The organism is Pseudoalteromonas sp. Scap03, from assembly GCF_013393115.1.
In the GTDB taxonomy this organism is placed as follows: domain Bacteria; phylum Pseudomonadota; class Gammaproteobacteria; order Enterobacterales; family Alteromonadaceae; genus Pseudoalteromonas.
In genome coordinates this window covers 417,587-443,279 of sequence record NZ_VDEU01000002.1, presented here as the reverse complement: position 1 = coordinate 443,279, position 25,693 = coordinate 417,587, and the positions used below count along the sequence as shown (strand labels likewise).

The following is a 25,693-nucleotide window of genomic DNA, read 5'->3' as shown; positions in this document are numbered from 1 at the left end:
AAATCGATACAATAGTGGCTATTAGTTATTATTAGCACCCTGGTGTTACAGGCGTTTATGTTCTCCATTCCTAAAAAAATTATTTTTGCTTGTATTCTGTTAGTGCTGTTATTAGTGGTTACATTTTCATTTGGCCGCGCTTATGATTTAGGCCAAGCTAAAATTCAAGCTGACCAACAGGTCATTCAATTAAATAATTATATTGATAATGAACTCGCACGTTTTGCAGCTATTCCTCAGCTCCTCACAGAAAATAATTTATTGATTCGTTTTACTAATAATGAATCACAACACTTTAATGCTATTAATAATTACTTGGCTGATATTCAACAAGCCAGCGGTGCCTCAGATGTATACATACTAGATCCCCTTGGCGACGTTATTGCAAGTAGCAACTGGCAAACCGACTATACGTTTTTAGGGAGCAACTTTGCATTTAGACCTTATTTTAAGCAGGCTTTTGCTGGAGAAAAGGTCGCTTACTTTGCCCTCGGACAGCGCTCAAAAGAGCGCGGAATATACTTTTCTCAGGCTATTTATCTAGATGGCAAAGCCATTGGTGTAGTGGCACTTAAAATTAATGTCGCTAAATTTGAAAATGATCGTTCGCTATTAAATACTTCAAAAGGCAGTCATTTTTATTTGCAACTTGCGGATAAAATTATCGCTATGTCAGATGAGCCCGCATGGCGTTTAAACACGTTTACAGAGCTTGATATTACTACACGCCGCGATATTAAACAGCGCCGTGCTTACTTAGATCATCAACCGTTACAAATAAAGCAGCAGCGCTACAAAAGTCAGGGCATTGAGCAATTTAAAATTGATAAAGATGAATATGTTGCCGCTTCAAGGCCACTGACATACCTAAATGCAACCATGACGGTATTGGTTGATATCTCGAGCATAAATGCATTACAGGTGCCCAGATTGTTATGGCTGGTGTTGTTTTATTGGGTATTTATTTTTGTCGGATATAGCTTATTGGCACGCTTTGCCGGATATAAAAAGTTACTGTATTCGCGTCATAGTTTAGAACTTGAAGTATTAGAGCGCACTCAAGCGCTTGAAAAAGCGCAAACTGCACTAGTACAGTCGGCAAAATTAGCCACAATAGGGCAATTAAGTGCGGGTATTAACCATGAAATTAACCAGCCACTGAGCGCCATAAACACCTATTTGGCAAGCGCTAAAATTTTTCTTAAAAAAGGAAAACTCAATGCATTAAATGAAAACTTAATTATTATTGAGAATTTAGTAGAGCGGGTGCACAAAATAGTGGCGCAGCTTAAACACTTTAGTAAGCCGGCGGCCATGCAACTTCGACCTCATCCACTGTCGGCGTTATTAAACAATGCGTTGATGATCACCCACCCGCAACTTAAGCAAGACGATGTTAACGTTAGTGCACCGCAGTTTTCGCAAGAGATCACTGTATGGGTTGATGCATTAAAATTTGAACAAGTACTGGTTAATGTGATCACCAATGCGTCACAAGCAATGAAGGGTGAGCCTAAACGAGAGCTTAGTTTCGATGTTGAGTGTTTTGAGGAGCGCGTTAAGCTTTCTATTTTAGATAGTGGTCCAGGTATTGAACACCATGTACTGGGCTCTATTTTTGAACCGTTTTACAGTACCAAATCAAGTAATGGCTTAGGACTGGGCTTATCAATTTCAAAGCAAATTATTGATTCATTTAATGGGTACTTAACGGCGCACAATCGCCCTCAAGGCGGTGCACAGTTTATTATTAGTTTATCAAGCATAGAGGCCCCAAAAAATGATTGAAGCCGTTGTTTGTAAGCAAGTGGTTGTTATTGATGATGAGGCGATGATCCGTGATTCGTTAAATCAGCTTTTAACCCTCGAAGGGTATGAGGTGCAGTGCTTTAGTGATGCGAGTGTTGCTTTAAGTCGTTTGAGTCGCAATTTTTATGGCGTTGTCCTTAGTGATATAAATATGCCGACTATGGATGGTTTAACTTTTATTGAGCAGGTAAAAGCATTCGACAGTGAACTTCCGGTAATATTTTTAACAGGTTATGCCGATGTGTCTGTAGCGGTAAAAGCGATGCAATTAGGCGCGTATGATTTATTTGAAAAACCCCTGAACGAAAATTTATTAGATTGCATTGCCAGAGCTTTAGACAAACGTGCTTTAGTTATGGAAAATAGAGCTCTGAAGCGTGCAGTTGAAAAGACCTCCGCGCCCGGTGTGCGTATTTTAGGCGAGACCCTTAAAATGCAGCACATGATGAACTTACTCAACACGGTGATTGATACCCCTGCAGATGTATTAATTGAAGGTGAAACTGGTACAGGTAAAGAATTGGTTGCCCGTTATTTACACGATCATAGTAACCGTTCCAGCTGTCAGTTTGTGGCTATTAACTGTGGTGCGGTGCCTGAGCAATTAATAGAAAGCGAATTGTTTGGTGCTGTTAGTGGCGCATATACTGGCGCAACACAAGATCGCAAAGGTAAGTTTGAGTTTGCACAAGGCGGCACCGTTTTTTTAGATGAAATTGAAAGCACTCCCTTATCGCTACAAGTTAAATTACTACGGGTGCTTGAAGAGCGAAAAGTTACCCCCGTGGGTGCAAATAAAGCCATTGACCTTGATATTCGTATTGTTGCGGCCACCAAGGTCGATTTACTTTCCTTGGTAGAAAAAGGTGAGTTTAGAGCCGATTTATATTATCGGTTGAGTTTAGTTAAAGTGAGTATTCCCGCATTAAGAGATAGAAAAGCCGATATTCCTTTGTTGTTTAAGCACTTTAGCTCTATTGCGGCCACTCGTTTTCATAAACCTTTAGGTGCGCTTAATATTGAGTTACAACAGCACCTACTTGCGCATGATTGGCCTGGTAATGTACGTGAATTAAGAAACCAGGCTGAACGCGCGGTATTACTTGGCGCCGATCTGGCTTTTGCACAGAGTGACTCAAGCAGTAGTGGCTCGTCGTTATCATTGGACTTAAGCCTTGTAGAAAAGGTCAGCTTTTATGAGCAGTCTTTAATTGAAGAAGCCTTAGAGCTTAATCATGGCAGTATTAAAGACACCATGGCAACGTTGCAAATAGCGCGTAAGACTCTCTACGATAAAATGAATAAATATAACCTTAATCGAGATATGTTTACCGATTAGTGGGTGGAAATGGTGATAGTAGGTATTTAAAGTGTGTGGAAATCCGCACATTTTAAGGCTTTCGATTATGGTTTTGTTTCTTAAGCTGTTGAAATTTTTTGTTATTATCTAGTTGGTCATGTTCTTGCTCTACAGTTGTAGACAACAAGTAACATCACACAATTAGGATACATAATGAAAAATAATTTATTCCAAGGCTCAGTACTTGCTGCGTTATGCAGTGCTGCCACACTACCTGTAACAGCGTTTGCTGCAGATTACACTGTGTACGGTAAAGCCGAAGTACAAATTGCCAACACCGATACTGGCATAATGCGTTACGCTGATGAAGGCACACAAATTGATGCCCCTTTCTCGCGTATTGGTATTAAAGGGGACCATAAATTAAATGAGTATTTTACTGCGGTATTTAAATACGAGGTTCAAGTAAAAGGCTTTGAACATGATGATACCAATGAGCCTTTTGCAGCACGTAATACTTACCTTGGTCTAAAAGGGGCGTTTGGTGAAGTAGTCGTAGGGCGAAACGATACGCGTTTTAAATACTCTGAAGGCAAGCTTGATAACTTTAACGAAACCCAAGCTGATATTTCACAAGTTATTGCCGGACAAGATCGCTTAGGCGATACTATTACCTATACTTCTAAGTACTGGCACAATGCACAGTTTTCATTTACCTATGCGCCAAAAGATGACAACAAAGACAATGAAGCTGGATTTGCGGCAACCCTTATTTATGGTGACCGTAGTTTAAATAAAGCACCTTACTCTATTTCAATCAGCCATGTTGACTCGCTTAATAATATTAAAGCAAGCCGTGTTGCAGGCGTGTATAAATTTGAAAAGCTAAAATTAGGTGCGTTATACCAACATTCAGAATCAATTGATGGTACTAAATCAGGGAATGGTTACGTGTTAAGCGCAAGTTACAAGCTAGACAAATGGATTCCTAAAGTACAATTTGCAAAAGATGATTCAAAACTACGTCAAGCATCAGACGCAACGCAGTGGACTACCGGTGTAGACTACACTTTTGACAAGCAAACTACCGCTTACCTTTTATATACTGACCTCGACCTAGAAGAAAATGCTGATAACAGTGTTGCGCTTGGTCTTAAATATAAATTTTAAAGGTTGTTAATATGACAAAACGTATTTTAGAAAATAACGCTAATAAAAAGCCGTTTATGCAATGGCTGTTATTATTACTTGGTCCGTGTGTAATGTTACTGACCTGTTTAGCTGAGCCGCCAGTAGGAATGTCGGTTGCTGCTTTTAAAACTGCAGGCTTAGCATTTTGGATGGCGTCGTGGTGGGTAAGTGAAGTTGTGCCCATTCCTGCTACTGCATTACTTCCTTTAGTGATTTCGCCTATTGTAGATATAGCGGCTATAAAAAGTGTTGCAGCTCCTTATGCGCATCCGCTGATCTTTTTATTTTTAGGCGGTTTTTTAATCTCAATTGCTATGGAGCGTTGGGGATTACACAAGCGTATTGCATTAAGAACTATGCTTTATGCAGGTAAAAAACCAAGCTTACAAATTTTAGCTATGATGTTAGTGACTGCATTTTTATCTATGTGGATGTCTAACACTGCTACCGCGGTAATGATGTTGCCTATTGCCTTATCTATCACTCATTTAGTTAAAAGCTCTGATCCAACTAATGAAGGTTTTGGTAAAGCACTTTTACTTTCTATTGCTTATGGCGCGAGTATTGGTGGGATTGCCACTTTAATTGGTACTCCACCGAATGCACTAATGGCTGCATACCTATCAGACAGTTACCAAATCGAAATTGGCTTTGCCCAATGGATGATCGTTGGTGTTCCATTATCGCTTGGTATGTTAATCATCAGCTGGATTTGGTTAACTAAATTTACCTATAAAGTTGATGCGAATGTACAGACAAACAAGCGAATCGACACTAAAGCGGTATTTTCTTCGCAGCTAAAAGAGTTAGGACTCATGCAACGTGCTGAAAAGGGCGTATTGTTTGTGTTTATGTTTGCGGCTGTTTGTTGGATATTTAGACCATTACTAGGTGATATGACCGGTCTTAAAATTTCAGATACGGGTATTGCAATTGCAGCCGCATTACTTTTATTTGTACTACCTGCTAATAAAGGCAGTGATGAGCGAATTTTAGATTGGGAAAGTGCCGCTAAAGTGCCTTGGGGTGTGCTGCTTTTATTTGGGGGCGGCTTGACGCTAGCCTCGCAAATTAAATCATCAGGATTAGCCGATTACATTGCCAATATGATTGAGGGTGCGAGTGCAATTCCTTTAGTTATGAGCATTCTTGTGGTGGTGGCACTCATTACTTTCTTAACGGAAATTACCAGTAATACGGCAACAGCCGCAGGCTTTTTACCATTACTGGGACCTGTTGCTGAGTCTGTAACTGGTAGTCCATTAGTATGGGTGATTCCAGCCGCGATTGCATGTAGTTGTGCGTTTATGATGCCAGTGGCTACGCCACCGAATGCGATTGTGTTTGGATCGGGCGAAATTAAAATGAAAGACATGATCCGTGCAGGCTTTGTGCTAAATATTGTTGCTATTGTTTTAATCACGTTAGTGACAATGACCATTGCAGCTCAGGTGTTTGGTTTTTAACAGCCCCACAACTAACTAAAAAACAGCTAACCGATGCACACGAAAGCAATGCATCGGTATGAGTTCCAACCAACCTTTTTGAGTGATTTTGCAACGATTTTTATCGCGCTGCAAAATCACTCTTTATTGCTCGTGAAACAGAACAAGGTTATAGTCTTGAAAACGTTATAAATCGAGTAGCCTATTTTGATCACTGACACATTATCTACAGGGTCTTTGCGTTCACAATTTAATGAACTAAAGCACTCTTTTGAAGACTCTCCTTATTTACCCATTGAGCAACGCCTTGCTTTACTCAAGCAAATACGCGCTAACATTGTAACGCTAGAGCAAGACTTAATTGCGGCGGTATCTAAAGATTTTGGCTATCGAACCGCGTTTGATACTTTAGTGGGGGATATTTTGCCCACTATGCAGGGGCTTGCACATATTATTAAAAAGCTACCTCGATGGTCTAAGCCTAGTCATCGTAGCCCTGGTTTGAGCTTATGGCCCTCAAAAGTAAGTGTAACCTATCAGCCTATTGGCGTGGTGGGTGTGATTGCTCCGTGGAACTATCCTATTCAATTAGCCATTGTGCCTGTTATTACCGCTCTTGCCGCGGGTAATAGAGTGATGCTAAAGCTCAGTGAGTTTACGCCTAATACCAATGCGGTACTTGAAAAACTGTTTGCAGGAGAATTAAGCCAACACTGCAGCATTATTCAAGGGGGCAGTGAAGTAGCGAGCGAGTTCTCATCATTACCGTTTGCACACTTATTATTTACTGGCTCGACAGCGGTTGGTAAGTTGGTGATGGGTGCAGCGAGTAAAAACTTAACCCCGGTAACCTTAGAGCTGGGTGGAAAATCGCCAGTCATTGTTTTAGAAAATGCGGACGTAAATAAAGCCGCGAGTGCTTTATTATTTGGAAAGATGGCCAATGCAGGGCAGATATGTGTGGCTCCTGACTACGTATTTGTTCCTAAAGCATTAGAACATCAGTTTATTAAAGCTTTGTGTACACTTTATAAAAAGCATTTTAAACAAGGTGTTGAAGGTAAAAACCTGACCTCTATTATTAGTCCTGCTCACTATCAACGTCTGCTAGGTTATTTAGAGCAAGCGCAACAGCAAGGCGCTAAAATAACAAAGCCGCTTGAGCAAAATCAACAAGATGCTGAAAAACACCGGATGGGTCTGCATATTGTGACGCACGTCACAGATGAGATGCAATTAATGCAAGAAGAGTTATTTGGGCCTATTTTACCGATAATGAGTTATGACAAATTAGATGATGCGCTCAATTATATTCAATTGCGCCATCATCCATTAGCGCTCTATATACTAGGGCAAGATAAGCAAGCACAAGCACACATAATGAGGCAGACAATTAGTGGGACCGTTGCAGTTAACGACACCCTAATTCAAGTAGCTGCCGATGATGTGCCGTTTGGTGGGGTTGGTCACTCTGGTATGGGGCATTATCATGGCAAAGAGGGCTTTTTAACCTTTAGCCACGCAAGAAACACTTTAGTATCAGGTTCAATTAACCCACGTATAGGTTTATTACTCAAACAAAATAAATTACTGATCAAAGTGCTAAAGTGGCTTTATGTAAAATAGTCTTTAGTATTTTAAACAAAAAAGCTGAATGAATCACTTCATTCAGCTTTTTTAGTTATTTTATTTGCTTAAAACATTCGCCCTTCACCGGCGTAAGTACCTGCTAAAATTTTATTATAAATAGCATCGGCTTTTTCTTTAGCTTCAGCGACTTCTTTAGGGAGCATAGTGCGTTCATCAAGTTTACGACTGTGGCTAGCTTGCATGTTACCGTTGTACTCAGCAATGGTATTCCATACATACGACATTTCAAGGTTTTTTGGCATTCCTAAGCCTTCAAAATACATCAAGGCTAAATTAAATTGTGCAAGCGTGTAATTATTTGCGGCGGCTTTTTCATACCATGTTCTGGCGGCTTTATAATCTTGGCTCACGCCATCGCCGTTGGCGTACATTACCCCTAAATTATACTGTGCTGCAGGAAGGTTTTTATTGGCTGCTTTCTCAAATAAGCTAATAGCCATTTGTTTGTCTAACTTTACGCCGTTTCCTTCATCATACAAAACCGCAAGTGCAAACATTGAATCTACATGATTTTTTTTAACTGCTTGTTGGTAAAGTTCAGCTGCTTTGTAGTAGTCACGAGTAACTCCATGTCCGCCCTCGTATAACTTACCTAGTTCGTAAATACCTGGGGCATAGCCTTTGTCTGCAAGATAATTAAACTCTTTTAGTGCTTCCTCAAATTGACCTGCGTTTGCAGCTATTATGCCTTCCTCAAGCCCTGCATAAGCATAAGGTGTAGCAAGTATAATGCCCGCAAAGAACATTGCTTTTAAATTAGACTGTGACATATGCATGTCTCCAAATTAGTTATCGTTGTCGGTAAGCATCATAACGGTTAATCATTTACTTATTACTCGAGTAGGTAATAAATTATGAGCTAAATCAATAACGCCAACGTTTATAAGTTAGATATACAAACGTATTAACAAGTAGTTTTAACTATAGCTCAAAAATTCTAAACTTAAGCACATAGCTATGATATAAATTGCGTTAGCTTGCGATTCTATAGAAAAATGAAAAAAATAAAAGCAAGCAGTAGCTTACATAATTACTTATGATGATTTTTGGCAACCAAAGCATCATACAACGGGGTCTTTTCATGTTAAATAATTTAAAAAATATAAAACTAAGTAAAATTATTTTTATAACCAGTTTGTTATTTATTGCCAGCTGTTCAACGTCATTTGCCTATAACAACCTAGGTTGGTTATCGTCATTTTGGATTGATGATTACGTTGATCTTAATAAAAGCCAATCTAAGCAGTTAAAAGCGATTATTAACGATACCCGGGATTGGCATCGTGAAGTTGAATTACCAAAATATAAAGCCGATTTACTCGACCTAAGACAATTGCTAAACAATGAAGCTGATACTGCGCAGTTGATGGATAAAATAACCCAAGTTAAGCAGCATTGGCGAAACTTACTGTTGCATACCAGCGAGCCTTTAATTGAGTTAGCGCTGACCTTAACCCCGTCACAGCGCAGTGAAATGGTAAAAAATATTCGCGAGCAAATTAATGATGAAATCCAAGAGCATGCCTCATTAACTCAAGATGAGCACCAGCAACAACGCTTAGAGAGACAACTAGATTACTACAAGCAGTGGCTTGGCAAACTCACTTCTGAGCAGCAAATGCTCATATCACAAGCCAATAGTGCGCATACTAGTACTAGAAATTTATGGTACGACTACAAACTAGCTCGTTTAGCTGCACTTGAAGCTCTTTTTACCCAGCAAACACTTAGCGAGGCTGAATTTACTCAGCAATTACGCATCATTATTATAGAGCGTGAACAGTATATGAGTAATGAGCTGCTTGAGCTTAATGAACAAAACTTAAAAGCTTATGCGCAATTGCTACTCAAGTTAAACAAAACGCTGAGCCCTAAACAGTTATCGCATGTTGATGAAGAATTCGCAGATTTAGTGGGTACTGTTAATGAATTGATTATGGAATAAACGCTTTACTAATTCTTTTGGCTTGTTTTTTCTGAATTGTTTAAGCTTAAAATTGTGATTTTTGCATTTCATTGTTAACATAAGCTATCAAAAATATTTTAAGTTATCCATGGATATAGCTGCACTTAATAGTACAAAAACGCTACGTAAGCACGTTCTTAAGTGGATGTGCATTTGTTTTGGTTTTTTGTCGTTGGTATTTGCTGTATTTAACTTATTGGTGAATAATTTACCCCTTGTTGGTGGTCTCGAAGTCGGCTTTTCTTTGTTATGCTTATATATATTTAAGCACTCACAAAAACATTATCCCAAGCGCTGGCATGCCATTACCATGTGCTTAACCATCTCTTTAATTGTGTTATGCGGCACCTACTTAGCCCCCCCTAAAAACGGCCTGTTTTTGTGGACATTTATTTTACCTATTCTTTACTACTTACTACTTGGTAGACGTTACGGGTTATTTTTGTCTGCGGCATTACTTGTTTTACAGCTGGTGGTGTTATCTCAAAAACTGCCACATTCATCGTTTTCAGCTTTTAACATAGGGCTTAACTTATTATTCGTATATATAAGCATATGGGCTATATCTCATGTTTTTGAAGGTAATAGAGCTGATTTTTCAAAACGTTTAAAAAATTTAGCGTTACTCGATCCCCTTACTGGGGCTGGTAATCGTTTATCAATGAACCAGTTTTTTGAGGTAGAGATCAAAGATAAATCACAGCTTTACTTATTTTTACTCGATTTAGATTACTTTAAACAAATTAATGATCAGTATGGGCACGATATTGGCGATAAAGTGCTGGTTGAGCTAGCTACATTATTGCGCGGCACTTTTGCAAAAGGGTATGTGTTTAGAGTCGGAGGTGAAGAGTTTTCACTAATGAGTAACTTTGATAGTCCGCAAGCAGCCTTAGCAATGGCAGAAAAGTTAAGACTCGCAATACAAAATAAGCACATAATCGCTAATGGTGAAACCATTAAGTTAACCGCCAGTTTAGGCGTTGTACAATACCAGCAACAAAGCCTAAGCGAACTAATAGACTTGGCCGATAAGCAGCTTTATAAAGCCAAAGAGACTGGCCGTAACGGGGTCTGCACTGATATTTTAGCGCTGGCTTAAGTTTTATAGCGGCTAATACATTTGTTCAAAGTCAGGAATACTGTTTTCCCAAATCGGTCTTTCTTTACCAATATATTCGCGTACGGCATCAAAAAATAACCGGGTTCTTACCGGTAAATCACGATGTGGGTATACCGCATACATAGCACTGTGCTCCATTAATTTAAGGTCTGTCAATAAAGGCACCAGTTGTCCATCAATCACTTCTTTATCTAATATAAACGCGGGGGCTAAAACGTAAGTGGTTCCAGAGAGTGTTTTCATTAATAGTGCTTCAGCATCATTGGCTCTAAATACACTTTTAATTTTTTGTTCACATTGTTCACCAAGGTGGTTGTAGTAACTTACTCCCTCAACTCGCAGGGAACTGCTTGCGTAACTAGCAGCAGGTAATTGTGCTAAATCGGTTATGTTTTTCGGCATTCCATAGGTTTCAATAAATGCAGGTGAAGCTAAAAGTAATAAACGATTACGCGCAATCTTTCGAGCAATTAAAGAGGAGTCTTTTGGCTCACCCACTCTAAATGCCAAATCAAATCCTTCAGAGACAATATCCACAAGCCGATCATCTAAACGCAACTCTACTTCAACTTGCGGAAAACGCTTTTGAAAATCGTTAATAACAGGCTGTAAATAACGCCGGCCGATTAAAGTAGATGAGGTGATTTTTAATACGCCACGAGGTTCTAAGTGATAATTCTCTGCCATACGCAGGGTATCGCCGAGCAGGGTTCGCAGCTCGTCCGCTTTTTTTATCATTTCAGCACCTGCTGCGGTGAGTGAAAACGAACGAGTGGTTCGATTTAATAGCCTCACCCCTAGCTCATCTTCTAAACGACTAATTTGTTTAGAGATCACGGAACGATCAATGTTGCGTATTTCAGCAGCTTTAGCAAATGATCCCTGCTCAACCACTTCAAGCAGCATTAAGAGTCGGCTCGTTGTATCCATTATTGCACCATAGTGTCACTTTGATGCCATTTTGGCACTAATGAATTTAAAAATCTATTGTTTTTGTCAACAAGCATGTTCCGTATTATGTATCACCTAATTAACAGGAGCGTCGTTATGAACAAACACTTAGTTGCTACAGCCTTATCTGTTGCATTAATTACTCTAACTGGTTGTGCTGAGGAAAGTACAGCACAGTCAGCACCCGCACAACAATACCAAGCTATTGATGTAGCCCAAGTCCTGGTTAAGCCTGTGCAAAGTTGGCATACCTATACAACGCGCTTAGAGTCACCGCAAAAAGTGGCATTAATGCCGCGCGTATCAGGCATTATTGAGCAAATTGAATTTAAAGAAGGGGATGCTGTAAAACAAGGAGATGTGTTATTTCGCCTTGATGATCGTTCATTTAGAGCCACGGTAGCTAGTTTACAAGCTCAGGTTAAAAGTGCACAAGCGGCTCTTGAACAAGCAAAAAGCGAAGCATCACGTGCAGTGCGTCTAACTGAGCGTAAAGCAATTTCTACTGAGCAAGCGCAAGCACGTACCTCAACGTTACGTCAGCGTGAAGCACAACTTGCCGCACTAAAAGCGCAGCTTAAAGCCGCTGAGCTTGATTTAGAGTTTACCTCTGTGGTTTCACCAATTGATGGAATTATCTCTCGCGCAAACATCACAAAAGGTAACAACGTACTTGCCGGGCAAAGTGTGCTCACTTCAATTGTTTCTAATGACAAAATGTATGCTTACTTTGATGTCGATGAACGTACTTGGAACAATGCATTTGATGAAGTCACTGCAGCGACTAAACAACCTGTTGTTATGCAAAAAGTAGGGCAGAGTGATTTTAATTACAATGGTCACATTAACTTTATAGACAATCAAATTAATGCATCTACTGGCACATTACGTGTTCGAGCTGTATTTGAAGATCGTAGTAACGAGTTACGTTCAGGCTCTTTTGCACGGATTAAATTGGCTGCCAATGCAATACGCGAAACCGTCATTATTCCAGATAGAGCCATTGGTACTGACTTAAAAAACCGCTTTGTGTTAACTGTAGGCGAAAATAATGTACTGCAATATAAATTGGTTACTGTAGGTGAGCGCTATGGCGCATTACGTGCCATTACCTCTGGCCTTGAACAGGGTGATGTGATTGCCGTAAATGGCCCTGCTCGCGTAGGGCCTGGCATGCCAATATCACCTAATAAAGTGACAATTAATACCCAAGGTGTGGCATTTACACTCACTGCTAACCCTGCCGATTTAGTTGCTAAGCAATAAGGTTATTAAATGAAATTTTCACACTTTTTTATCCAGCGACCGATTTTTGCGGCCATGCTGTCGCTGATTATCTTGATTGCTGGTGGCATTTCTTTATTTCAGCTGCCAGTCAGTGAATACCCAGAAGTTGTACCACCTACAGTGGTAGTAACAGCCAGCTACCCGGGCGCAAACCCAACGGTTATTGCACAAACAGTAGCAACGCCGCTAGAACAAGAAATAAACGGCACTGAAAACATGCTATACATGTTTTCACAAGCAACCAGTGATGGGCGCATGACCTTAACGGTAACATTTGCCTTGGGTACGGACTTAGACCGTGCTCAAGTACAAGTGCAAAACCGAGTAAATAGTGCATTACCGCGCCTGCCACAAGAGGTGCAGCGTTTAGGGGTAGTTGCTGAAAAGTCATCACCCGATTTAACCATGGTGGTGCATTTATATTCACCCCAAAATAGCCATGATACGGCGTATTTATCAAATTATGCCGATTTAAACATTAAAGATGAAATAGCACGTTTACCTGGCGTGGGTGATATTCAGTTATTTGGTGGTGGTAAATATGCTATGCGTGTGTGGTTAAATCCAGATGCATTAGCAGCACGTGAGCTTACAGCAACCGATGTTGTGGCTGCTTTGCGCTCGCAAAATCAGCAAGTTGCAGCGGGTAGCTTAGGTGCGCAACCAATCTCTAACGATAGCCAATTTCAAATTTTATTAAACGTGAAAGGCCGCCTAAATAGCATTGAAGAATTTAAGCAGGTCATTATTAAAGTAGGTGATCAAGGGCAACTTACGCGTTTGTCAGATGTGGCGCGTGTTGACTTAGGTCAAGACTCATACTCACTGCGTGCTGAACTTGATAATCAACCCGCATTGGCAATGCCAATATTTCAACGCCCGGGTTCAAATGCCATTGAGCTTTCAGATCAGGTGCGTGAAACCATGGCACGTTTATCGAAAGATTTTCCTGAAGGTGTTGAATACGACATTGTTTATGATCCAACTGTATTCGTTCGCGGCTCTATTGATGCGGTAATAGCCACATTGCTTGAAGCAATCGCATTGGTTGTTATTGTCGTTATTGTATTTTTACAAACGTGGCGCGCGTCAATTATTCCGCTTATAGCTGTGCCAGTTTCACTTATTGGTACTTTTGCTGTAATGCAGTGGCTTGGTGTTTCTATTAATACCTTATCGCTATTTGGTTTAGTACTGGCTATAGGTATAGTGGTTGATGATGCGATTGTAGTGGTCGAAAATGTAGAACGAAATATAGAAAACGGCTTATCGCCGCTTGAAGCAACACGTGTTGCAATGACAGAGGTAACCGGCCCAATTATTGCGATTGCATTAGTTTTGTGTGCGGTATTTATTCCAACGGCTTTTATTACTGGGCTTTCTGGGCAGTTTTATAAGCAATTTGCTTTAACCATTACTATTTCAACGGTTATTTCTGCGTTTAACTCACTGACATTGTCACCGGCGCTAGCAGCCTTATTGTTAAAATCGCACGACGCAAAGCCTGATGCGTTTACCCGCTTGTTAGATAAGTTATTTGGTCGCTGGTTATTCAAGCCATTTAACCGACTGTTTAACCGTGGTGCAACAGGGTATGAAAAGCTAGTACAAAAGCTTATTCGTATGAGCGTGGTGGTAATGGTTGCCTATGTTGCTTTAGTTGGCGGCACGATTAAGTTGTTTGACGCGGTACCTGGTGGCTTTATTCCACAGCAAGATAAGCAATACTTAGTTGCCATTGCGCAGCTACCAGATGCAGCAAGCTTAGACAGAACCGAAGCGGTAGTAAAACAAATGCAGCAAATAGCGCTCGAGGTTCCTGGGGTTGCAAACACCGTGGCGTTTCCTGGCCTATCTGTAAATGGGTTTACTAATAGCCCTAACAGCGGCATTGTATTTACACCACTGGCTCCCTTTGCAGAGCGTACCGATCCGAGTATGTCTGCATCTGCCATTGCGGCGCAGTTAAACCAACGTTTTGCAGCTATTGATGAAGCGTTTGTGGCTGTATTTCCGCCACCGCCCATTCAAGGCTTAGGCACCACCGGTGGTTTTAAACTGCAAATTGAGGATAGAGCAAACAAAGGCTTTGAAGCATTATTTAATAGCTTGCAATCAGTGATTGCCGCGGCGCAAAAAGATCCGGCGTTAATGGGGCTGTATTCAAGCTTTAGAATTCAAGTGCCGCAAATGGATATTGATATTGACCGCGAGCAAGCACTTATCCAAGGTATTGCGCTTGATGAAGTATTTAACTCATTGCAGATTTATTTAGGCTCAGTGTATGTAAACGACTTTAATATGTTTGGTCGTACTTACCAAGTTAATGCCCAAGCAGATGCCGAATTTAGAGTAGACCCAGAGCAAATACTAAACCTAAAAGTACGTAATCGTGAAGGTAACATGGTGCCACTAGGCTCAGTGCTTACGGTAACGCCAACTATAGGCCCAGATCGTGTTATGCACTACAACGGCTACCCAAGTGCTGAACTTAACGGCAGCCCAGCACCAGGTTATAGCTCAGACCAAGCGCAAACAGCGATTGAAAATGTATTGGCGAAAACGCTACCTACAGGTATTGAATATGAGTGGACTGAGGTAACGTATCAGCAAGTACTTGCCGGTAATACCATGGTGTACGTGTTCCCACTGGTGGTATTGCTTGTGTTTATGGTATTGGCAGCACAGTATGAAAGCCTACGTTTACCACTGGCCATTATTTTAATTGTACCTATGACTATATTCTCTGCGTTATTAGGGGTGTGGTTGGTAGGTTCAGACAACAATATATTTACTCAAATAGCGTTAATTGTACTGGTGGCATTGGCCTCTAAAAACGCCATTTTAATGGTGGAATTTGCCAAAGATAAACACGATACCGGATTATCGCACCTTGAGGCTATGTTGGCGGCGTGTCGCATGCGTTTACGTCCTATTTTAATGACCTCAATTGCCTTTACAGCGGGTGTTATACCGTTAGTGTTGGCAACCGGTGCCGGTGCTGAAATGCGTCATGCAATGGGTAACGCAGTATTCTCAGGTATGATTGGTGTGACTGTATTTGGGCTATTATTTACACCAGTGTTTTATATGCTGGTGGTAAAAAAGCAGCGCGCTGAGGAGTCTTTAAATGACTAAATTACATTTAAATCAATTTAAGATGCCGGCATTTTTAGGCTCTGTGTTAGCAATTGCAGTGTTATCTGGCTGTGCGAGCAAAATAGATACAGCAGTTGAGCAACAACAAGTAAACAAGTTTGTTGCCCAAGCAATATCGGCTGATCAGTATGTTGGTGAAGATGAGCAAAATTGGTGGCACAAGCTAGGCTCAGCGCAATTAAACCAGCTTGTTAGTAATGCTTTGGCTAATAACTACGACTTACAAACGAGTCAGCTGGTGCTTAAAAGTGCGTTGGCACGTATTGGCGAACAACAAGCACAATACTTACCGCAAGGCGGTGTTGCGGTTGGAGCCAAGCGAAGTGGATTAGGCGATACCAATAGCCGACAATCAAGTGCGAATGTAGCACTTGATTGGCAGCTCGACTTATTTGGCCGAATCACTGCACTCGTTGATGCTGCAAATTCACAAGCAATGAGCCAAGCCGAGCAAGTTAGGCTATTACAAATTGAAGTTGTGTCATCTGTGGTTAAAGGATTTGCTAGCTATCAGGGTAACCTGCAAAAGCAACAAATTATTGAAATGCAAATTGAAGCGCTCGAACAAAGTATTCAAGTGCTGCAAGCGCAAGTAGATGAAGGTGTGGCAAATGAGCTTGATTTAAACCGCACCATGGCGCAACTTAGGCAGCAACAAGCACTCATTCCGGCGATTGAATATGCTAAGTTTCGTGATTTATCTACGCTTGCGGTATTAAGTGCACAACCAACGCAATCACTGAGTATTGATGATGAACGCGCTATATTGAGTAAGGCATTTCAAGTGTCATTAGCAAAGCCTAATCAAGCGATTGCACTAAGACCCGATATTAGCCGAGCATTATATGACTTTAGCCAAGCAAATAGTTTAAGTGTGGCAGCAAGTAAAGCCTTATTGCCAGATATCAGCTTAAGTGGTTTTGCAGGCGTGCTAAGTTTGGGTAGTAATGGTTTTAGCGACACCCAGCAGCAGTGGCAAGTTGCACCGCAGGTACAATGGTCTTTATTAAGTTATCCTGCGTTGCTGGCTCAGCGTGATGCGCAGCAATTTTTAAGTCAAGCTGCTTATACTGACTATCAACAAGTGGTTTTAAAAGCCATTAACGAGAGTGAACTTTCATTGCAATACTTGGTCAATCAAGCACAGCAATCGCGTTTTGCTGAGCAGCGGTATCAGTTTGCTAATAATGCATTTTTACAAGCACAAGCAATGTATGAAGAAGGGCAAATTCCTTACTTAGAGTTGTTAGATGCACGTCAGGATGTTTTAATAGCACAAGAAAATGCCGTTGATTCAACTATTTCATCGTTACTGGCTAAGGTAAATGCTTACCAGTCATTTAATGGACGATGGAGTTACGCGTTAAGTAGTACTAACTAGTAGAGTTTTTGATGCCTAATACTGTAGTTACAAACCCAAATACTATTCCTTCATCTATGCAGGCTATTGCCTTAATGGAGCCTAATGAGGATATTAGCTTAGTTGATATGCAATTACCTGTGCCTCAATGCACAGGTAATGAGCTGTTAGTAAAAGTGGAGTATGTTGGTTTAAATCCGGTGGATGCGCAATTTGCTAAATCTGGCTTTTGTTTATGGCAGTATCCGCATGTTTTAGGCTTAGATGCAGTGGGTGTAGTGGTTAAAGCGGGTAAAGGCGTGTTTCCTGGCGTGGGTGAGCGTGTTATGTGGCACGCCAGTATTGGTGAGCAAGGGGTATTGAGCGAATACGCAAAAGTGCCTAATTATGCGGTGTCTATCATTCCCAAGCAATTAGCCAGTGACAAGGCTGCTACATTACCCTGTGCCGGAATGGCAGCGCTTATCAGCTTAGATAAATTAGCTGTAAGTGAAGGCGACACCCTCTTTGTTGAAGGGGGCGCAGGTGCAGTAGGGCAATTTGCTATTCAGTTTGCTAAGCAACGTGGTGCCGATGTGTTTACAACTGCTTCTAAGCGTAACCACAAATTGGTTAAGCAGCTAGGCGCAGATGTCGTCTTTGATTACAACGACAAAACCTTATGTGACAAAATTCGCCGAGAGTTAGGGCCGCAAGGATTTGATGCCGTTATTGATATTATGGGCGGGGAATCGACCATTCAAAATATTGAGCTAATGCGTTTTTGCGGTCGTATTGCTTGTTTAAATCCACTGCCTAATTTTGAACAGCAGTTAATGTTTAGGCGTGCGCCAAATATTAGTATTGTGTCATTAGGTGGTGCGTGGTTAGCCAACAGCTTATGTGCGCAGCAGCGGATGAGTTTTATGGGGAATTTATTGCTTGAAACAGTCTCTAATGGCGATATAAAACACCCTGAAATTCTAGCTGTTGATTTTAACGCGCAGGCAGTATCTAGCGCCTTAAACAACCAGTTAGCAGGTGGTTTTACAGGTAAACAAGTGGTTAAAATAAGCTAGGTTTACTCAGATTCCCATATTTAAAAAGCGCAGCCTAATTTTAGGTTGCGCTTTTTTGTTTCTACTTTCTTACCAAATCCGTATTTACGGCGTTGTGAGGCTGAATTATTAAATTTTTGACAAAAAAAATAACAATTCAGCGTACAGTTGTAAGCCTTTTTATTTCAACAGTTTACGTTCAGGTAAAGAAAATAAATTGCAAAAACTGTTAATTATTTGAATAGAGTAATTGATCTAAAGCGATTTTTATGACGTAATGTAGGTATTATTTATCTGGTCGGATGAGTTCGTTATGAGTTTACGTACAAAATTAAAAAAAGTATTACCAAGTATTTCAGTTACTGAGCAAGAAGCGCTAGACGCTGGCGATGTATGGCTAGAAGGGTCTATCTATCAAGGTAAACCAGATTTTAGCGCGCTACGCGATGTACCTGCGGCAAAACTAACCGCAGACGAACAAGCGTTTCTAGACGGCCCAGTACAAGAATTACTAAGCATGATTGATGATTCAGTCATTCAAAATGGTATTCATTTACCAAACGACATTTTAGAGTTTTTGAAAAAAGAGCGTTTCTTCTCGCTGATCATCCCTAAATCGTTTGGCGGTTTAGAGTTCAGTCCATACGCTAACTCAACAATTGTAGGTACTATTGCGACTAAGAGTTCAGCGGTTGCGGTAACTGTAATGGTACCAAACTCGTTAGGCCCAGGTGAGTTACTACTTCACTTCGGTACAGAGGAGCAACAGGCACATTACTTACCACGTTTAGCAAATGGTACAGACATTCCATGTTTTGCATTAACCAGCCCAGAAGCAGGTTCTGATGCAGGCGGTATTCCTGATGTAGGTACTGTAACAAAAGGCATGTACAACGGCGAAGAAGTACTTGGTCTAGAAATCACATGGGACAAACGCTACATTACACTCGCGCCAATTGCTACTGTACTTGGTTTAGCGTTTAAAGTAGTTGACCCTGATGGTTTATTAGGTGGTAAAGAAAACCTAGGTATTACTTGTGCCCTTATTCCAAAAGAGCACCCAGGCGTAGAGCTTGGTAATCGTCATGATCCTATGGGTATTCGTTTTTACAACGGTACTACGCGTGGTAACAAAGTATTTGTACCAATGGACTTTGTTATCGGTGGTCAGAAAAACATCGGTCGCGGTTGGCAAATGCTAGTTAGCTGTTTAGGCGCAGGTCGTGGTATTTCATTACCAGCGTTAGGTGTAAGTACAGCGCAAGTGGCGTTAAAGTCAGCTTCTGAATATGCAGCCGTGCGTGAACAGTTTGGTTTATCAATTGGCCAATTTGAAGGTATTCAAGAAAAGCTAGCTGACATTGCAGGTAAAACATACCTACAAGAAGCAATGCGAGTACTGACAACTGAAGGTTTAGGCATGGGCTTAAAACCATCGGTAGTAACTGCAATCGCTAAATACCATATGACAGAGCTTGGCCGTGATGTGCTTGACTCAGCAATGGATATTCAAGCGGGTAAAGCAATTCAGAACGGTCCTCAAAATACACTTGCTAGCGGTTATGTGGCGCAGCCAATTGCCATTACGGTAGAGGGCGCGAACATTCTTACTCGCAACCTGATGATCTTTGGCCAAGGTGTTATGCGTTGTCACCCATACTTACAATCTATGGTTGAGTCTATCCACAGCGATGACAAAAACGCAGATGCAGAATTTAACGGTATTTTACGTAAAACGGTTGGTTACAGCACAGCAAATAGCTTACGTGCATTCCGTTTAGGTGTACTACCATTTACTGCTGGCGCAAGCTCTGCATTACCAGAAGTACGTGACTACGAAAAAGCAGTACATAAACTATCAGCTAAATTAGCTGTATATGCTGACTTCTCGTTACTAGTACTTGGCGGTAAATTAAAGCAGGCTGAAATGCTTTCAGCACGTTTAGGCGATGTAATGAGCTTCTTGTATGCAGCTATGGCATCTATTAAGTATTACGAGCAAAAAGTAGCAAGCAGCGAGCGTGAGCAAGCGGCTCCTTACTTCCATTATGCGACTCGTTTTGCACTACAAAGTGCAGAAGAAGCATTGCACAAGTTCTTAGATAACTTCCCTGCAAGTGGTACTCGTAAGTTCATTCGTTTCATTACTATGAACTACTCAACTAAAATGCCAAAAATTAGCGATGATTTAATTCGTGAATTAGCAAAACAAGCTCAGCTTGATACGGCATTTAAAGCGCAAATCACACATTTAGTTAAGCCAATTGAAGGTGATGGTCATCACATCAATGAGCAAGCTTACAAAGCTAAAATGGCGTCACTTGAGCTATTAGCTAAAGTGAAAAAAGCGCTACGTGCTAAAACCTTTAAGCCGGGTACGCGTTTTTCAATCACGCTTGAAAATGCACTTGCTGCAAAAGTAATTAACGACGCTGAATTTGTTCAGTTAAGTGATTACAACAAAAAGCGTGAAAAAGCGATTCGTGTTGATGAGTTCGACTTCGATATGAACATTCTAGACGACAACGCACAGCCAGTTAATCCGCTTAAAAGCGTGGTTAACCAATAAAATTCAATAATGCAAAGCGCCTGCAGTTTAGGCGCTTTTATTGATACAAAATTAGTGTGGAGTCCTGCTTGAGTAATATTAAGCGGGGCTTTTTTATGTTTTTCAAAGTAGAAATAGATAGCAGTATTGGTCTTAAAGCGAATATGTATGCGTAGAGGATTAAAAAGAGACGCTTATAATCTTGAAAAAGGGCTAACAACCCCGTTGGCACCTTGTTGCAGTACATGGGTATATATTTGTGTGGTTTTAACATCAGAATGGCCAAGCTGAGCTTGAACAGTTCTTATATCGGCGCCATTTTGCAGTAGATGAGTAGCAAAAGAGTGTCTTAATGTATGAGGTGTTATTATTTTTGTTAATCCTGATTTTTGGACGGCTCTTTTAACCTCTTTTCTAATACAAGAGTGATGAAAATGATGTCGTCTTATTTCACCACTTTGAGGATCTGAACTTAATATATGAGAAGGAAATAAATACTGCCACGCAAGCGATTTTGCGGCACTTGGATATTTTTTTGTTAAAGCATATGGCATCCATACACCAGCATATTCCGTATTATTTAAATCCAGTTTTAAATAGTCATCAACGTTCAAAATTTGATTTCTTAGCATAGGTATTAGCTCTGTGGCCAGCGTAACAATGCGGTGTTTATTACCTTTTCCATTCCATACTTGAATGCATTTATAATCAAAATCAATATCTTTCACTCTTAATTGCACCGCTTCCATTACTCTTAAGCCACTTCCATACATGAGGGCTGCAATTAAATAATAGCGCTTATTTAAATGAGCCATCAACATTTTAACTTCCTCTTGGGTCATCACTACAGGGAGCTTTGCTTGTTTTTTACTATGGGCAAAATTTAAATTTAATGAGAGTTCTTTTTTTATTATGTGCTTGTATAAAAATGACAATGAATTGAGTGCGGTGGCTTGCGTACGTGGTGCAACGTTTTGCTTTAACACTAAATGTTCTAAGTAGCGTTCGACTTCATTGTCCCCCATTGAGGCGGGATGGCGTTTATTATGAAAATGGATATAAGATGCAATCCATCTTAGGTAGGTATCTACGGTGCGTAATGAATATTGACGAACTAGCATATATTCAGCTATGTAATTTAAAAATGGGGAACGTGTTTTCATACTATTACCAATAATAGTGCTGTTTTTATATACAGTATAGTTGTGATGCACACATATTCAAGAAAATGAGCGGCGAGCGCATTTTCTCTTTTATTGAGAGTTTGAGTGCTAATAAAAAATTATATATAGCAATGTGTTAAGTTATTTGGTAAAAATGATTTATAAAATACATGAGCGTATCGTTGGCAGAAATATGCGCGATGAGCGCACTATAAAATTGTTATATAGCAAAGGAAAGTCAGTGCAAATTGAAACCCAAAGGTTGACTTTAAAACCAATTAGTAAAGATGACTGGGAATTTTTTGAGGAACTTCATCAATCAAGCGGTGTACTCAAATATGTCAGCGATCCATTTACCGAATCTGAAATAAGTGAACGCTTTAATTCTCGCTTAGGTGAATGGAAAAAGACTTCAAATCAATGGTTAACTTTGACAATCATTGAACACGCAACTGGGAATAAAATTGGCGTAACTGGTTTTTTTCCTGAGTGGGAACCATATCAACAGGCTGAACTTGGTTTCTTGCTAAGTCCAAAATTTCAAGGCAAAGGGTATGGCAAAGAGTCAACTAAAGCCGTTATTGAATATGCATTTAATCAATGTAACTTCCATAAAGTGATCGCAACTGTCACTGAAGGTAATTCCCCGTCATTTAATTTACTAAAAGCTTTGGGCTTTACTCATGAAGGTACAATTCGAGATAACTTTAAATTAGGTGGCAATTGGTGCAACGATTTAAAGTTAGGGTTACTTAATCATGAGTACAATGCTATATAACAAGCGCATTAAGTAATGGGACACATAATAGTTGGCTTGTCGCTCGTTCCTCGCTAAATTATAGCCAACTATTATTTAGCCCCTTATGCGGGCGTTAGGCGTTCCTGCATGAACTTATTAGAGTGTCTATAAGTGAAAAAAAATAGAAGATCTTTAAATCGAAAAAAACGTGTTAATAAAATAAAAAGTGGATCAAGAAGCTCTAATGCAGGCAAAGCCACTAAAGTGTTAGCTCTTCCCGAGTATTACCAATTGGTATTTTCAGAGATCCATGACATCTACAGAGATGAGATATACCAAAAATACGTTTTAGATTCTCAATCTTTTAGGCGTGATGCGATCTGTAAATACAAATACCTAATTATTGGCAAGGATCATTATCAACAGTATGAAGTGCTGCAAAATATTTTGTGTGTACTAGAAGAAGAAATGGGGCGAGTAATAAAGAGGCATTCCGTATTCTTCTGGCTTCATCTTTACAGGCGAATAGCTCCATGCTTGGCTGAAGATTTGGGTGCAAATACAAGTGAATCTGTAACTGTAAATGTTAGGCAACAAGCAGAGCAAGCGATTAAAAAATATGGAAAACTATCGTGTAACAATGATTTCTCCTTGTCTTCTAATGCTGATTTTGGCTTGATTTAAGGGGGGCTCCTAAAGAAATCTTACACCAAGAATTTTGAAAGAAAAATTGTTTCTTTTTATGAAAAAGAATTGAAGAGAAGTCCTCAGTGGGTTTTAACTGACTTTAAAGTTGATGATGTTCTTGATGTTTATTATATAGAAGGAATTTCTTACCAGTATTGGTATGTTTCAGCTAAGATGCGATCTCTAGGAAAAGGTATTGCACTGTCGATTTCTGATTTGGGTGATGTAACAGAGGAAAGGACAATAGAGCAGGAGTCTTTAATTTTAGATTTCGACAGAAGAAACGAAGAAGATAATATTCAGTTAGGTATTGCTAGTAATGTTGGGACTTATACAGCTTCAAATTTAAAGGATGTAAGTCGCGCGCATGAAATTATTTTGATTCCATATATTAATGCGTCACATTACACCGCCAAAATTTTGGGCCTTACTGACCTGCCAGATGAGTTTTCCCCAAACTATATACCCTGGTTTATTAATTCTAATGACTTCTATAATTCACATTCATACTTATCGAAAAAGTTCATGAAAAAATTTGGTTTCGGGCTTCTTGAGCTTCTTCAATTTGCTGGCTTTCTTTCAAATTATATCATGTCAAATGATCCTAGAAGAAAAGCTATTAATAAGTCTATAGGGCTTAGTTATCATTCTAAATTTAATAGGGGTATTGCACAGTAAATCATTCTTTAGAAGAGATAAAAGATGAAATTTTAAAATATTATGATAGCCTGAAAAATAATTATTACATTAAAGAGTCTGAACTGGAATATCAAATAGATTCCATTTTTGACCACGTCATCTTAAGTGAGGAAAAGCAAAGGGATATAGGTATTTGGTCGAGAGGCCCGCAGTACGTATTGATTGCTCTAGATGAGGGGTATTTGTGTGACTCATCATCTTGGCACTTTCTATTTCAAAATATGTTTTATGGTCTCCGGCATTACGACCCTAAATCAATTAAGGGCCATGAGTTTGAAGCCACTTTATCTGATGTTTTAGAAGAAAATGATTTTGATGTAATAAAAAAATCATTTGTTATTGTATCCGGAGAAAGTAAGCGTGAAATAGATGTAGCTGTTAGAATTCAAGATAACCTATATTTGTTTGAGTGTAAGGCCTCAGAAAGGCCGTTGAATTTTGATATCGGGAATCCCAAGACAATCGAGAAACGAACAAAGGATTTAAAAGAAAAGCTTGGGCAAGCCGACTCTCTTAAAGATTTTGTATTGGAAAACAAAGTCGGCAATAATTATGATTTCTCATGGGCTAAGAATGTTAACAGTTGTGTCGTATCACCGTTCACGGAGTGGATTTGGTCTGCTGATAATTATCTTTGGACGGATTGCAAGAAATTTCCTAGGGTTATCTCTGTGCATGGCACTATACAATACTTAATTTCAGAGAAGTCAAGGCTATCTCTTGAGGCTACTTGTTCATAAATATGTATTACGTATTCTGCTCAAATATAAAATGTAAGTCGGGATATTGCCTAACAATTTGCTGCACTCGGAAAAATTACTCGCTACGCTCCCAATTTTCCGGTGAGCAAGGCGTTATATTACTCAATGTTTATATGAATTATTGAGTTCAAAATAGACCTTTATGAGTATCCCAAATGAAAACATATGAGACGAAAGATGGTGTTGAAGATTATATTAGAATGTGTGATGGCTATGATAATTCTAAATTTCAAAACGAACTGTTAAATCATTTGAAAGAAGGTTCTAGTCTTCTTGAGGTTGGTATGGGTCCAGGGAATGACTTTGAGTGGTTATCAAATACGTATCGAGTCACAGGAAGTGATTATTCAAAAGAGTTTATTGAAAAAGCCAAAGCTCGGTTTTCCGAGGGAGAGTTTATAATTTTAGATGCTGTTAGTTTAAAATCAGATAAAAAATATGATGGTATTTATTCATGTAAAGTTTATCAACATTTTGAATTAGATTTAATTGAAAAATCTCTAAAAATCAATTTGAATTGCTTAATGAAAATGGGGTTATTGCTCATTCTTTTTGGATTGGAGATACGGTTTTCGAAGACGGGGACATGAAAGCAATATATCACAATAAAGATCGCTTACTGTCATTAATCAGAGATAGATTTACAATACTTGAAGAAATTGAATATGAAGAGTTTGAGCCTAATGATTCGGTTTTTATTTTAGCAAAAAAGTGAGTCCGTAATATAACAAGAATTTAAAGCAGGACTATGCTGCTAACAGTTTGCTCGGTTCCGCTTCGCTACACAATTTTAGCAAACTATTATCAGCCCCTTAAAT

General features: G+C 39.7%; 20 protein-coding genes. 17 read left to right on the top strand and 3 right to left on the bottom strand.

Annotated elements, in window-relative coordinates; all coding sequences use genetic code 11:
* The first annotated feature begins 57 nt into the window (after positions 1 to 57).
* The 5 genes from FHG08_RS17330 to FHG08_RS17310 all read left to right on the top strand — a co-directional run bounded on the left by FHG08_RS17330 (position 58) and on the right by FHG08_RS17310 (position 7,371).
* Complete coding sequence (locus tag FHG08_RS17330) at positions 58 to 1,788, top strand: ATP-binding protein (protein ID WP_178957243.1); 1,731 nt, start codon at positions 58 to 60, stop codon at positions 1,786 to 1,788.
* Positions 1,781 to 3,148, top strand: coding sequence for a sigma-54 dependent transcriptional regulator (locus tag FHG08_RS17325; protein ID WP_178957241.1), 1,368 nt, complete (start codon positions 1,781 to 1,783; stop codon positions 3,146 to 3,148). The genes FHG08_RS17330 and FHG08_RS17325 overlap by 8 nt, the downstream gene beginning before the upstream one ends.
* 174 nt (positions 3,149 to 3,322) lie before the next feature.
* Entirely contained in the window at positions 3,323 to 4,279 is a 957-nt protein-coding gene (locus FHG08_RS17320; protein ID WP_178957239.1) for a porin, read from the top strand.
* Positions 4,280 to 4,290: 11 nt separating this feature from the next.
* Positions 4,291 to 5,766: a DASS family sodium-coupled anion symporter gene (locus tag FHG08_RS17315; protein WP_178957238.1), complete on the top strand. Its 1,476-nt coding sequence runs from the start codon at positions 4,291 to 4,293 to the stop codon at positions 5,764 to 5,766.
* Positions 5,767 to 5,952: 186 nt separating this feature from the next.
* On the top strand, positions 5,953 to 7,371 hold the full coding sequence (locus tag FHG08_RS17310) for a coniferyl aldehyde dehydrogenase (protein ID WP_178957232.1): 1,419 nt from the start codon (positions 5,953 to 5,955) through the stop codon (positions 7,369 to 7,371).
* Between the two features lie 68 nt (positions 7,372 to 7,439).
* Here the strand turns inward: FHG08_RS17310 and FHG08_RS17305 are convergent, their stop codons facing one another.
* Complete coding sequence (locus FHG08_RS17305) at positions 7,440 to 8,165, bottom strand: tetratricopeptide repeat protein (protein ID WP_010389004.1); 726 nt, start codon at positions 8,163 to 8,165, stop codon at positions 7,440 to 7,442.
* Positions 8,166 to 8,476: 311 nt separating this feature from the next.
* Here FHG08_RS17305 and FHG08_RS17300 point away from each other — a divergent pair, with 311 nt between their 5' ends.
* On the top strand, positions 8,477 to 9,340 hold the full coding sequence (locus tag FHG08_RS17300) for a DUF6279 family lipoprotein (RefSeq protein ID WP_178957230.1): 864 nt from the start codon (positions 8,477 to 8,479) through the stop codon (positions 9,338 to 9,340).
* Positions 9,341 to 9,449: 109 nt separating this feature from the next.
* Positions 9,450 to 10,463, top strand: coding sequence for a GGDEF domain-containing protein (locus FHG08_RS17295; protein WP_178957228.1), 1,014 nt, complete (start codon positions 9,450 to 9,452; stop codon positions 10,461 to 10,463).
* A gap of 12 nt (positions 10,464 to 10,475) precedes the next feature.
* Here FHG08_RS17295 and FHG08_RS17290 read toward each other — a convergent pair whose 3' ends face one another.
* Complete coding sequence (locus FHG08_RS17290; RefSeq protein WP_178957227.1) at positions 10,476 to 11,414, bottom strand: LysR family transcriptional regulator; 939 nt, start codon at positions 11,412 to 11,414, stop codon at positions 10,476 to 10,478.
* A gap of 117 nt (positions 11,415 to 11,531) precedes the next feature.
* On the opposite strand from FHG08_RS17290, the gene FHG08_RS17285 reads away from it, so the two are divergent.
* The 5 genes from FHG08_RS17285 to FHG08_RS17265 all read left to right on the top strand — a co-directional run bounded on the left by FHG08_RS17285 (position 11,532) and on the right by FHG08_RS17265 (position 20,847).
* The gene (locus tag FHG08_RS17285) at positions 11,532 to 12,701 is read left to right on the top strand and encodes an efflux RND transporter periplasmic adaptor subunit (RefSeq protein WP_178957226.1); all 1,170 of its coding nucleotides are present in this window, start codon (positions 11,532 to 11,534) and stop codon (positions 12,699 to 12,701) included.
* Between the two features lie 9 nt (positions 12,702 to 12,710).
* Positions 12,711 to 15,860 carry an efflux RND transporter permease subunit gene (locus tag FHG08_RS17280; protein ID WP_178957224.1) on the top strand — a complete coding sequence of 1,050 codons (3,150 nt, stop codon included), beginning with the start codon at positions 12,711 to 12,713 and terminating at the stop codon, positions 15,858 to 15,860.
* The gene (locus FHG08_RS17275) at positions 15,853 to 17,262 is read left to right on the top strand and encodes a TolC family protein (RefSeq protein WP_178957222.1); all 1,410 of its coding nucleotides are present in this window, start codon (positions 15,853 to 15,855) and stop codon (positions 17,260 to 17,262) included. Before FHG08_RS17280 ends, FHG08_RS17275 begins: the two co-directional genes overlap by 8 nt.
* Positions 17,263 to 17,273: 11 nt before the next feature.
* Positions 17,274 to 18,299: a zinc-binding dehydrogenase gene (locus FHG08_RS17270; RefSeq protein WP_178957221.1), complete on the top strand. Its 1,026-nt coding sequence runs from the start codon at positions 17,274 to 17,276 to the stop codon at positions 18,297 to 18,299.
* A 292-nt stretch (positions 18,300 to 18,591) separates the two neighbouring features.
* Positions 18,592 to 20,847 (top strand): acyl-CoA dehydrogenase, encoded by a 2,256-nt coding sequence (locus tag FHG08_RS17265; RefSeq protein WP_178957219.1) that lies wholly within the window; start codon positions 18,592 to 18,594, stop codon positions 20,845 to 20,847.
* Positions 20,848 to 21,020: 173 nt separating this feature from the next.
* On the opposite strand, the gene FHG08_RS17260 is transcribed toward FHG08_RS17265, so the two are convergent.
* Positions 21,021 to 21,989, bottom strand: coding sequence for an integron integrase (locus tag FHG08_RS17260; protein WP_178957218.1), 969 nt, complete (start codon positions 21,987 to 21,989; stop codon positions 21,021 to 21,023).
* Between the two features lie 241 nt (positions 21,990 to 22,230).
* Here FHG08_RS17260 and FHG08_RS17255 point away from each other — a divergent pair, with 241 nt between their 5' ends.
* The 5 genes from FHG08_RS17255 (at position 22,231) to FHG08_RS17235 (ending at position 25,465) form a co-directional block, all read left to right on the top strand.
* Complete coding sequence (locus FHG08_RS17255; protein ID WP_178957420.1) at positions 22,231 to 22,767, top strand: GNAT family N-acetyltransferase; 537 nt, start codon at positions 22,231 to 22,233, stop codon at positions 22,765 to 22,767.
* Positions 22,768 to 22,899: 132 nt separating this feature from the next.
* On the top strand, positions 22,900 to 23,412 hold the full coding sequence (locus FHG08_RS17250) for a hypothetical protein (protein WP_178983214.1): 513 nt from the start codon (positions 22,900 to 22,902) through the stop codon (positions 23,410 to 23,412).
* A 69-nt stretch (positions 23,413 to 23,481) separates the two neighbouring features.
* Positions 23,482 to 24,093, top strand: a complete 612-nt coding sequence (locus tag FHG08_RS17245) for a hypothetical protein (protein WP_178983213.1) — start codon at positions 23,482 to 23,484, stop codon at positions 24,091 to 24,093.
* Positions 24,094 to 24,272: 179 nt separating this feature from the next.
* Positions 24,273 to 24,854, top strand: a complete 582-nt coding sequence (locus FHG08_RS17240) for a nuclease-related domain-containing protein (RefSeq protein ID WP_178983212.1) — start codon at positions 24,273 to 24,275, stop codon at positions 24,852 to 24,854.
* Between the two features lie 176 nt (positions 24,855 to 25,030).
* Positions 25,031 to 25,465 carry a trans-aconitate 2-methyltransferase gene (locus FHG08_RS17235; RefSeq protein WP_178983211.1) on the top strand — a complete coding sequence of 145 codons (435 nt, stop codon included), beginning with the start codon at positions 25,031 to 25,033 and terminating at the stop codon, positions 25,463 to 25,465.
* Positions 25,466 to 25,693 lie beyond the last annotated feature (228 nt).

Coding starts and splice junctions, on each gene's coding strand:
- FHG08_RS17330 (WP_178957243.1), top strand. CDS start 58: ATGTTCTCCATTCCTAAAAAAATTATTTTTGCTTGTATTCTGTTAGTG.
- FHG08_RS17325 (WP_178957241.1), top strand. CDS start 1,781: ATGATTGAAGCCGTTGTTTGTAAGCAAGTGGTTGTTATTGATGATGAG.
- FHG08_RS17320 (WP_178957239.1), top strand. CDS start 3,323: ATGAAAAATAATTTATTCCAAGGCTCAGTACTTGCTGCGTTATGCAGT.
- FHG08_RS17315 (WP_178957238.1), top strand. CDS start 4,291: ATGACAAAACGTATTTTAGAAAATAACGCTAATAAAAAGCCGTTTATG.
- FHG08_RS17305 (WP_010389004.1), bottom strand. CDS start 8,165: ATGTCACAGTCTAATTTAAAAGCAATGTTCTTTGCGGGCATTATACTT.
- FHG08_RS17300 (WP_178957230.1), top strand. CDS start 8,477: ATGTTAAATAATTTAAAAAATATAAAACTAAGTAAAATTATTTTTATA.
- FHG08_RS17295 (WP_178957228.1), top strand. CDS start 9,450: ATGGATATAGCTGCACTTAATAGTACAAAAACGCTACGTAAGCACGTT.
- FHG08_RS17290 (WP_178957227.1), bottom strand. CDS start 11,414: ATGGATACAACGAGCCGACTCTTAATGCTGCTTGAAGTGGTTGAGCAG.
- FHG08_RS17285 (WP_178957226.1), top strand. CDS start 11,532: ATGAACAAACACTTAGTTGCTACAGCCTTATCTGTTGCATTAATTACT.
- FHG08_RS17280 (WP_178957224.1), top strand. CDS start 12,711: ATGAAATTTTCACACTTTTTTATCCAGCGACCGATTTTTGCGGCCATG.
- FHG08_RS17275 (WP_178957222.1), top strand. CDS start 15,853: ATGACTAAATTACATTTAAATCAATTTAAGATGCCGGCATTTTTAGGC.
- FHG08_RS17270 (WP_178957221.1), top strand. CDS start 17,274: ATGCCTAATACTGTAGTTACAAACCCAAATACTATTCCTTCATCTATG.
- FHG08_RS17265 (WP_178957219.1), top strand. CDS start 18,592: ATGAGTTTACGTACAAAATTAAAAAAAGTATTACCAAGTATTTCAGTT.
- FHG08_RS17260 (WP_178957218.1), bottom strand. CDS start 21,989: ATGAAAACACGTTCCCCATTTTTAAATTACATAGCTGAATATATGCTA.
- FHG08_RS17235 (WP_178983211.1), top strand. CDS start 25,031: ATGAAAACATATGAGACGAAAGATGGTGTTGAAGATTATATTAGAATG.